This is a genomic window from Clostridium cuniculi (genome assembly GCF_004353185.1).
Classification (GTDB): Bacteria; Bacillota; Clostridia; order Clostridiales; family Clostridiaceae; genus Clostridium; species Clostridium cuniculi.
The window spans coordinates 1-10,062 of the sequence record NZ_SMUS01000065.1 but is presented as its reverse complement, the minus strand read 5'-3'; the positions used below and the strand labels follow the sequence as shown (position 1 = coordinate 10,062).

Below are 10,062 nucleotides of genomic sequence, written 5' to 3'. Positions count from 1 at the left end.
AGTGATAGAGAAAAATTAATGATATAACCGGAAGAAAGTATTATATAATAAGCTTTAGAATTTAATTATTATTGTAATAAAATTAGCGTTAAGAAGCTGAGGTAAGCGATAGCGAACTTCGAAGCTTTAGCTAATTTTATGGAAATAATAATATAAATTCTTAGCGAAATTATATGACTTAATGGAGGTTATATCATTAATTTTCGGCATCACGGCATTAACGCTTTAGTTCGCAATATTATTCAAATGCCATAGAGTCCTGTTATTGAATCTTTAAACATTGGGATATGTGGTGGATAAAATGTAAATACTATTGTGCATGCTATTATTATAATTATTATTAAAATTCCTACAATAAATTTTATATTTGTTATTCTAACTTTTTTATATAACTGCAGTGCTAAAGATTGACCTACTATTAATGCAAGCAGTAATGAAAATATATCTAATACAAGAGATGAAATTCCTAAAGCCCCTGTATATGTGTAATAGAAAGTAGTTATAACAATTGGCATCATTAGTGTAGAAATAGCCCCACTAAAAATCCATTTTTTAAAATCTATATCTAACTTTCTCTTTAGTATGTAATAACTAATAATCCACCATAAAATAACTGGCATAGTAGCTAATTTAAAATGCTCTGCTATACTTTCATTTACTGGAGTTATAGCTCCAACTATTGCTATTTTACCTGTTAGTTCATATAAGAAATGAAGTGGAGTAGCTATTATAAATAAAATAGGTATAGAAAGTACAATATTCTTTTTTATCTTCTTATAGTTCTCTATAAAAAAAATATTCAATCGTATATCCTCCTAAAAATCTATTTATATTATAATATTTAATTATTTATAACTTGCTAATAAAAAGTTTATATATACTTAAAATATTATATTAAAATTTAAGTATATTAAAGCAAATTATACTTTCCAACATAATCATTCAATATCATTTTTTCTTTATAAAAAAACAATTAAAAATAAGGACATAAATTGAATTGTATAAATTCAATTTATATCCTTATAAACAGTTTCCATTATAAGGATATAAATTGAATTGTATAAATTCAATTTATATCCTTATAAACAGTTTCCATTATAAGCTAATTTTTAAAGGGTAATTTTATAATAAATTCCGTAAATTTTTCACTACTTGATACAGAAATATTTCCACAATAACTTTCTATAATTTCCTTAACTATAGCTAGTCCAAAACCATGATTACTGCCTTTATCATCTTTTGTAGAAAATCCTACTTCAAATATTTTATCTATTATATTTTCCTCTATTTTAGGCCCATTATTTTGTATCTTAATTATAATATTATTCAGTCCATAATAAGTTTTTATAGTAATTACACCATTACTCTTAATTGCAGTTATAGAATTTCTTAATATATTAGAAATAACTCTTTGTAATTCCATTTCTGATATTCCTGTTTCATATAAATCTGCTTGTTCATCAACTATTATATTTATACCTTTATTATCTATACTATTTACTATCATAGATATTACTGAATCATCATCTGTAACTCTAACATCCGATGTAATATTATTATGACCATCTATTATATCCTTTAATAACTCACCTAATCTATCATACTTTTTCATAAGATGCATTCCATATAAATAAGAAATTTGTGCTCCATAATCATGCTTTACTTTTTTAAGTTCATTAACTTTTTCTTCTAAAGCATTGTTTAACTTAGCAATTTCTCTGGCTTTTTTTTCTATGTTTGCAAAATAAATTGTCAATATTGCCATAAATATTCCTAATAATAAGAATATTAATTCCTTAAATAATGGATTGTCAATATCATGTATAATCAAATTAAAAGAATTAATAAAGTCAATAATTACCGTTACCAATATTAACGGTATTGCTGAGAAATTTTTTGATTTAATAGTTCTATAAAGCTTGTAAATTATTTTTCTTTTTAGAAGTACAAAATATGTCATTATATATTGTGGTAAATACAGAAAAATCACAACCCCAATCTCTGTATATCCATCAGGTATATGTGGGATAATGTATTCATAGAAAATATTAGAACATATTAGTAAATTTATATTTATAAACAAATATATTATACTAAATCCAATAGTTGCTCCTAATGGGTCTTTTTTAAAAACTATCGCTCCATAAACTAATAATATTCCATGTATAACAATTACTCCCAAACTAGAATTTCCTGTTATTTTTGTTACAATTTGAACAATTACAACTAGTATAACTATATAAATTAATTCTTGTATCTTATTTTTTTTATATTTCTCATCAGTACAATAATTTATTGTACAAATAATCATAATGCACTGTAGTATAGTATTTATGAAGTCTGCAATATTTATTATCACTTGTTTATCCCAACTTATCTAGATTTTTTTATTGATTCAGGCATTTCTTCGATACCAATTGCTGCAATAGAGGCATTTCCAGCATTCGCCACAATTACAGATAACATTAATAAAAAAGAACCTAAGTATTTTTTTAACTTCATTTTATTCCCCCCTCTCCTTTTTATATTTGTTAAATAAAAGCATTACTTGAACAACGCATGTCCATACTATTGTTTGAGAAAGCCATTTAACATTAAACATAACAATTGATATAATTAGAAATATTAATGTATTTGTAATACCAATAACTCTATTCTTTTTTATTAATTCTTTTCTCGTTAATGGCATTTTTTCATTTATTATAGGAATTTCATTATATATACAGAAAATACTTATTAAATTTAATATAATAGAACTTATAATATTTAAATTAGTATTTTTAGATAATAAAATTATAAACAACATAATTATTAATGTTGCTATAAAGCATCTAAATTGACTATCTTCATGATACCCCCCTGTAAACGGTTTGGTTGCTATCATAAATATGCTAATTAAAACACATTCTTTAAATAGTCCTAGTAAAGAAAATATTAATAAAATTAAAGTAAATTTAATCAATTCATATGTTATTACTTTTGTAACATATTTCATTTGCTCTATCTGTATTTCATTATAATTATTATGTTTTCCTAAATCTTCAATTAAACAATTTACAATTTTTTCTATCATAATTATACCTTTTTGTCATTAATTTATTTTTTCTTACTTCTTAATTATATCATATATTTAATTATTTTTTTAATTATGTTAATATTTTTTTTAATAAAAAAGTGCCATACTAAAAATATATAGCACTTTTTCTCATTTATAATATTTTTTTTATCTTGCTAATATCATATTCTTTAATAAATTTCTGCTTATTCTCAGCATAAACTATTACACTAACTTTTCCTTCTTTATATTTCAAATAACTTGCTTTATCTTTACTTCCAATTATATTTACAGCTTTTCCACGCTTTAATTCCTTAATATTATTTGAATTACAATACTCACATGAATTTTCAGAAGTAAATACTCGCTGACAATCTAAACAATAATTTAATCTTTTCATATATCTCCTCCTCATCCCCGTCCTAAGAATCTATTTTCACTAAAATTTATATGTCTAAATCTTAATTTATATAACTAATTAAATATATTAATTCACTTATTATATATATGCTCTATTAGTATGATTTTCCTTGTCTGTAACTATATCAATTGAATTCTTACTTCTCATTTCAATGTCTTATAAAATATACAAAGGTTAAAGCTATATACTAAATAGCTCTAACCTTTGTACTTAAATTAATTTATTCTTAATTCAGTTTCTGCATCAAAGAAATGTAAAGCATCTAAATCAAATCCAAACTTATGATTTTCTCCAGCTTCATATGGATGATATCCAGGAACTGTAATAACAAGTTCTTTTCCACTCTTTAACTTAACATATAAAGTTTTTTCCTTACCTAAAACTTCTATTACATCAACTTTACATTCAAATGCCTCTTTTTCAGGATTTCCAATAAATCTTTCTGAACGAATTCCTAAGTATACATCTTTACCATTATAACTAGCTAAGGCTTTTAAATCTGCTTCTGATGGAATTACTGATATTAAGCCATCTTCAGATACAAATTTATTTCCATCCATCTTACCTTTAATCATATTAATTGTAGGTGATCCAATAAATTTAGCAACAAACATATTTTGTGGTTTTTCATAGAATTCAATTGGCTTACCAACTTGTTGAATCTTACCATCATTCATAAGAACAATCTTAGTTGCCATTGTCATAGCTTCTACTTGGTCATGTGTTACATAAATAGAAGTAGTTCCAAGTGCTTTATGGATTCTAACTAATTCAACTCTCATATGCTCTCTTAACTTAGCATCTAAGTTAGAAAGAGGTTCGTCCATTAAGAAAACGCTTGGTTTTCTAACTATAGCTCTTCCTAAAGCAACTCTTTGTCTTTGACCTCCAGATATATCTGATGGTTTAGAATATAAATACTTTTCTATTTGAAGTAATTTTGCAGCTTCAGTAACACGTTCATTAATAACATTCTTTCTTTCCTTTCTCATTGATAATGAAAATGCCATGTTATCATAAACTGTCATATGTGGGTATAGAGCATAGCTTTGGAAAACCATAGCTATATCTCTATCTTTAGAAGCAAGTTTATTAACTCTCTTCTCACCAAATATTAAATCACCTTCAGTAATTGAGTTAAGACCAGCAATCATACGTAATAATGTAGTCTTACCACAGCCAGATGGTCCTAAAATTACACAGAAGTCCTTATCTTCAATTTCTAAATTTATATGTCTTAAAGTAAAATCTTCTCTACTTTCATATTTCTTTCCTATATTATTTAATGTTACCTTCATATCTACTATCTCCTATCCTATCCTTTTGTAGCCCCATTTGAAAGACCTGATACTAATTGTTTTTGTAATACAACGAATAATATTACTATAGGTATTGCCGTTAAAAGTGCTCCTGCTGTAAAGGCTGGTTGATTAATTGTACGCTCATCTGTTATAAGAGTTTGTAAACCTGCAGCTAATGTATAATCAGCTGATGAATTTAATAATACTTTTGGTAATAAGTAATCACCAAATGGTCCTATAAATGACCATAAACCTATTATTGCAAGCATTGGTCTTGCAATTGGCATAATGATAAGTCTGTATATCTTCATGCTAGAGCAACCATCTATTTTAGCTGCATCATCTAGCTCTGTAGATATTGAATCTAAATATCCCTTTAATATAATTGTATTACCTGCTATACCTCCACCTGCATATATAAGAATAAGCATCATTTGTCTTGTAAATCCTGGCATTATATCTGATGCAATTGAATACATTGTGAAGTATGCTGTAATTCCAACGAATGTTGGTATTGTTTGAATAAGCATAACTGCCATAAGAGAAGCTTTTTTCCCTTTAAATCTATATCTTGAATAAGCATATCCAGTAAATGAAACTATTAAAATTACTAAGATCGCTGTACTAATACTTACAAATAAAGTATTTGCCATCCATTTTAAATAAAGAGTATCTTCAAATAATGTTTTAAAGTGTTTAAATGAGAAACTGAATTCTCCACCAATTATAAGTCTATTTGCTTGTGCTCCATTAAATGATGATATTATAATTTGTGCTATTGGTACTATTACTATCACTGCCCATAATATTAAGAAAGCATATGATATACCAAGTGCTATTTTTCCTCCTACAGTAAGAGGTTGTTTATCAGAAAGATATAAATCATTTTTTTTCTTTTTAAATATACTCATCAATCTTACCCCCTCTTAAATGCATCTGTATTTCTATATCCTATATATGCAATTATCATAAGTGCTACAGAAATAATAACTGTAATTGTTGCACCTATAGCTTGATATTGACTATTCATTGTTAACTTAAATATATAAGATATTAAAAGGTCTGATGAACCTGCTAAGTTACCATATTTACTTGGGTCAAAAGGACCTCCATTATTAAATAACGCTATAATACTATAGTTATTAAAGTTAAATGTATATTGTCCAACTAAAAGCGGTGCTGTTTGGAATAATACTAATGGTACTGTTATCTTAGTTAATTTCTTAAAGCTTGTAGCACCATCTATATCAGCAGCTTCATATAACTCTGCATTTATTGATTGAAGTACACCTGTAGATAATAAGAAAATATATGCACTACCAAGCCAAGCTTGAATACAAATTAATACTACTCTTATTACAAATGGATCATTCTTTATTGAAAAGTTTGGTCCAAAAACTTCTCTTAATGAATTAATTACTGTACCACCATCTGCAAATAAAATACTAAAGAATAGTATTGAAATAAATGCTGGAACTGCCCATGGTAAAAGATAAATTGATCTAAATAATACTTTACCTTTAATTCTATCATTATTAAGAACTATGGCTAAAATAAATCCTAAAGCTATTGCTAAAGTTGTAGCTCCTATTGTCCAAACTATAGTCCAACCAAGTATTCTCCAGAAGATTGAACCTACCATACCTTCTCCTAAGAATATCATTTTGTAGTTCTTTAATGCTTCCCATCCAAATTTAGCTTGTGTGTCTGGCCCCATTCCTGTAAATGCTAAAAGTATAGTAGTTACAACAGGAATACATACTATAAATATAGTTATTATAGCTGCTGGTGATAAAACTAAATAAGGGAATCCATCTTCAAATACAGTTTGCTTAGTTTCTATCCAACTCTTATATCTAGTACCTTTGATGGTATCTTTTTCTACTTTATTTGCATCTTTAAAGCATATAAACATTAAGAATATTCCAATTAATAATAAGAATATTGCTAATATACCTTCAATCATAAATATAATAGATCTATCTAATCTACCACCATCTGCTGCTAGAGTAATAAGACCCGCGATACCATCACCCTTATAGTTACCATATCCTAATGAATAAGGAATAGCCATTAAATATATATATAATGTTGCAAAGAACATAATTATCGCTTTTATATATTGTTTGTTAATTACTTGAGCAAGACCTGGAATTAAGAAAGTAACCCAAGATACCCAAGGCATAGTTTTTTCAGTTTCAATTGGATAAACTCTTCTTAAATCTGCGACATTAATGTTTACAGTATTAATTTTTTGTTTAACCGTTTTTGAAAGTTCATATTTCTTATTTTTTACTATTTCTTCGTTATATGTTTTTTCACATTCAAATGATTTTACTAATAGAACTTCTTTATATTTTCTTTTTAATTCTTTTATTGTGTTATCTTTCGCTTGTCCAGAAATTAGACCTTCTTTACATTTAGCCTTAACCTCTTTAATTCTTTCTTGTAACTTTTTATTTTCTGCCTCTTTAAAAGCTTTAAATTCTAAATTAAACTTTTCATTATTTGCATTGTCTATTTTTGAAAGTTTATTTTGTGCTTCCTTTAAATCCTTTGTACATCCTTTTGCGAACTCAATTACTGGTGGTATTTGAGCTATTTCTAACTTACTTTGTTCATAAATTAACTCTGCATCATAAGTTAATTTTACATAATTTTGATAGAACTTAACTAATTCTTTAGCTCTAAATAATCTTACCTGTAAATTTTGAACATTCTTAGGTAAGCTTGTATCTACTTTTGTTCTATACTGATTTTCTTTCTTTTTAACATCTGCAAGGAATACCTTTTCCTTTTCCTTGTATTCCGCTAATTTTTTATTGTAAGCATGATTTTTTTTATTTTTAACTAATTCTTTTAATTTACTTTGCAGCTCTTCTTTTTCCTTACCAGTTGCAGCTTCAATTTCTTCCTGTAAAGCCGAAACTTCATAAAGGTATAAATTTTTTCTATCATACTCTCGATTAATATTATCATATAAATACTTATTGAATTTTTTCAAGCTTGTTACCTCCTTTTATACCCTCTGAATAACTTCATCATTATATACTTTTAATATTTCTTAAACACTTCCCTAAGTAAATCATTGTTAAAATTAAAGCTAAATAACCAATTCCACTCCCGATAAAGAATATTGAATAAAACTGTTCTGTTAAAACTGTTAATGCAAATGCTCCTACTATTATTACACTCCAAATCATTACAAATAATTTATTTACTCTAAGTCGTGTAAAAGTAAAATAACTATGAATTATTACTGCCATCGGAGTTATTACTCTAACAAAGAATGTTCCTATACATACATTTAAATATGTAGAATATAATTGGTTTGTCGTTTGAGTTAATAAATCTTCACCTAAATTTCCATTGGATAACCACATATTAAATAAACTTGTATCCTTTGCTTTGATTAACATCTCTAATGATGTCAACATAATAATTACTGCACATATTGCTGCAATTGTATAAAATGTTCCTTTTGGCATTTCTATACTTTCTCTCATGTGGTTCCTCCTTGAACTCTATTTGATCTTTATATTTAATTTTATTAAAAGGGGACTTAAGTCCCCTTTTAAGCTTTAAGTTTTTTTAATCTCTTAGTTGAAGTTAGCCATCATACCATCAAATGAAGCCTTAACTTCTTTATAAGCTTCTTCTGCATTTGCTGGGTTCTTAGCTGACCATGATAATAAAGCATTTTGCCAAGTTTCCCAAACTTGTCCATATTCACTGAATAGAGGTCTATTTTCTGCTACTTCATAACTAGCATAAGTTGCTTCTATAACTTTTAATTGTAACTCATCAATTCCTTCATAATCTGCAATTGTAGCATTTTCTAATACTTTACCAGTAGCATCGAATAATTCTTTTGCATTTTCTGGATTTACTATTTCTTTAATGAAAGCTTCTGCAACTTCCATTTGAGCTTCATTTTCTTCACATCTTGCATTTATTCCAAGGCCCCATCCACCTTTCCAGTGTTTTAATGGTTGTCCATTAAATGTAATTTGGCTTAATGGAATAATTTCCATATTATCAGCACTTCCTACTAACTCACTAACAGAAGAAGTTGCCCAAGGTCCGTCAATTTTTATAACATCACTTCCACCAGTTTTGAATTGTTCATCAATATATCCACCAGCTGCATCTTTATCCCATAAAGATGTGTTGTTTTCCTTATGTGCTTTCCAATAGTTATATAATCCTTCAAATAATGATTTTTGTTCATCTGTTAAATCAGCCCATTCTTTAGTTGCATCACTTGTTAACTCTTTAGCTAATAACTCGAAATCTGCTGAGTTAGTAAATGCAACTCCGTACCAAGCATCATGAACAGTTGTTAATATTTGATTATAACCTAAATCTGTAAATTCTATATTTTGAGTTGTATCGATGTTGGCAGTCTTAGCATTTTCAACATTAACATATCCAATTAATGTTTCTATATTGTAAGGGAATGCTAAATATTCTCCATCAATTTGAAAGTTTCCTCCTAACCCGTTGTCAAAATCAGCAAAGCCTCCAACTTCTTCAGCCATTTCATCAGCAGGCATAGCAGCTAAAACTTGGTTCTTAGCTAATCCATATAATCTATCAGCAGGTAAAGCAAACACGTCTGCAACATCTGAGTTAGTTGCATCAGTTTGATCTAAAACATCTAAATGATCAAATGAACCTGTTTCTATTAATTCAATTGTTGCATTTGGATATTTTTCAACTATTGTTTCTTTAACCTTTTCATAATAAGGCATCCATTCCTTTTCAGCTTGAACTTTTAAAGTTACCTTTTCATCAGTTGCTGATGAGCTAGTGCTGACATTTTCTTCTCCCTTATTGCCATCTCCTTTATCACTTGAACCACAAGCTACAAAGTTAATTGAAGTAGCTGCTACAAGTAATGTAACTAATAGTTTTTTCATAATATTCTCCTCCACTTTTAAAAAATCTATTTATTTAAAGTTAATCAAATATAACTTAAATACACATCAATCTTTAGAAACCGATTCCAATTATCTTATCAAAAATAATTTCCGATTTCTATTTTACCCTAATCTTTTATCGATAATATTAAAAAAATCATCTGTAATTGATTTCACAAAATTTTAATATATCTCATATATTTTTAAATTAATGCTTGTCTATCTTTTTTTAACTTCCCTTTTTAGGTATCGTTTCCAATCTTATTTAAAAATATAAGTAATCTCAGAAAAATAATAATAAATTTAAAAAAATTTTCATTTGGTAATTTTTTAAATTTTTTATGTTTTTTTCTTTGTTTACAT

At 27.0% G+C, this 10,062-nt stretch carries 10 protein-coding genes; all 10 read right to left on the bottom strand.

The features are described from left to right. Positions 1–242: 242 nt before the first annotated feature. Positions 243–803: a DUF6512 family protein gene (locus tag EJJ37_RS18970; RefSeq protein WP_133017012.1), complete on the bottom strand. Its 561-nt coding sequence runs from the start codon at positions 801–803 to the stop codon at positions 243–245. Positions 804–1,102: 299 nt separating this feature from the next. Next, positions 1,103–2,359, bottom strand: a complete 1,257-nt coding sequence (locus EJJ37_RS18965) for a sensor histidine kinase (RefSeq protein ID WP_243124922.1) — start codon at positions 2,357–2,359, stop codon at positions 1,103–1,105. A 14-nt stretch (positions 2,360–2,373) separates the two neighbouring features. Next, a complete protein-coding gene (locus EJJ37_RS21065) occupies positions 2,374–2,502 on the bottom strand; it encodes a hypothetical protein (protein WP_275547965.1) in 129 nt (42 codons plus the stop codon). 1 nt (position 2,503) lies between these two features. Next, the gene (locus tag EJJ37_RS18960; protein ID WP_133017011.1) at positions 2,504–3,073 is read right to left on the bottom strand and encodes an accessory gene regulator B family protein; all 570 of its coding nucleotides are present in this window, start codon (positions 3,071–3,073) and stop codon (positions 2,504–2,506) included. Positions 3,074–3,209: 136 nt separating this feature from the next. Beyond that, a complete protein-coding gene (locus EJJ37_RS18955; protein ID WP_133017010.1) occupies positions 3,210–3,455 on the bottom strand; it encodes a hypothetical protein in 246 nt (81 codons plus the stop codon). Between the two features lie 236 nt (positions 3,456–3,691). Further along, positions 3,692–4,774, bottom strand: a complete 1,083-nt coding sequence (locus EJJ37_RS18950) for an ABC transporter ATP-binding protein (RefSeq protein WP_133017009.1) — start codon at positions 4,772–4,774, stop codon at positions 3,692–3,694. A gap of 17 nt (positions 4,775–4,791) precedes the next feature. Further along, on the bottom strand, positions 4,792–5,688 hold the full coding sequence (locus tag EJJ37_RS18945) for a sugar ABC transporter permease (RefSeq protein ID WP_204572364.1): 897 nt from the start codon (positions 5,686–5,688) through the stop codon (positions 4,792–4,794). A 5-nt stretch (positions 5,689–5,693) separates the two neighbouring features. After that, positions 5,694–7,781 (bottom strand): ABC transporter permease subunit, encoded by a 2,088-nt coding sequence (locus tag EJJ37_RS18940; RefSeq protein ID WP_133017008.1) that lies wholly within the window; start codon positions 7,779–7,781, stop codon positions 5,694–5,696. Positions 7,782–7,821: 40 nt separating this feature from the next. After that, positions 7,822–8,283, bottom strand: coding sequence for a hypothetical protein (locus EJJ37_RS18935; protein WP_133017007.1), 462 nt, complete (start codon positions 8,281–8,283; stop codon positions 7,822–7,824). Positions 8,284–8,376: 93 nt separating this feature from the next. Continuing rightward, on the bottom strand, positions 8,377–9,699 hold the full coding sequence (locus tag EJJ37_RS18930; protein WP_133017006.1) for a sugar ABC transporter substrate-binding protein: 1,323 nt from the start codon (positions 9,697–9,699) through the stop codon (positions 8,377–8,379). Positions 9,700–10,062 lie beyond the last annotated feature (363 nt).

Excerpts from the sequence above, each read along its gene's own strand:
- EJJ37_RS18955 (WP_133017010.1), bottom strand. The coding sequence starts at position 3,455 with ATGAAAAGATTAAATTATTGTTTAGATTGTCAGCGAGTATTTACTTCT.
- EJJ37_RS21065 (WP_275547965.1), bottom strand. The coding sequence starts at position 2,502 with ATGAAGTTAAAAAAATACTTAGGTTCTTTTTTATTAATGTTATCTGTA.
- EJJ37_RS18935 (WP_133017007.1), bottom strand. The coding sequence starts at position 8,283 with ATGAGAGAAAGTATAGAAATGCCAAAAGGAACATTTTATACAATTGCA.
- EJJ37_RS18950 (WP_133017009.1), bottom strand. The coding sequence starts at position 4,774 with ATGAAGGTAACATTAAATAATATAGGAAAGAAATATGAAAGTAGAGAA.
- EJJ37_RS18960 (WP_133017011.1), bottom strand. The coding sequence starts at position 3,073 with ATGATAGAAAAAATTGTAAATTGTTTAATTGAAGATTTAGGAAAACAT.
- EJJ37_RS18930 (WP_133017006.1), bottom strand. The coding sequence starts at position 9,699 with ATGAAAAAACTATTAGTTACATTACTTGTAGCAGCTACTTCAATTAAC.
- EJJ37_RS18945 (WP_204572364.1), bottom strand. The coding sequence starts at position 5,688 with ATGAGTATATTTAAAAAGAAAAAAAATGATTTATATCTTTCTGATAAA.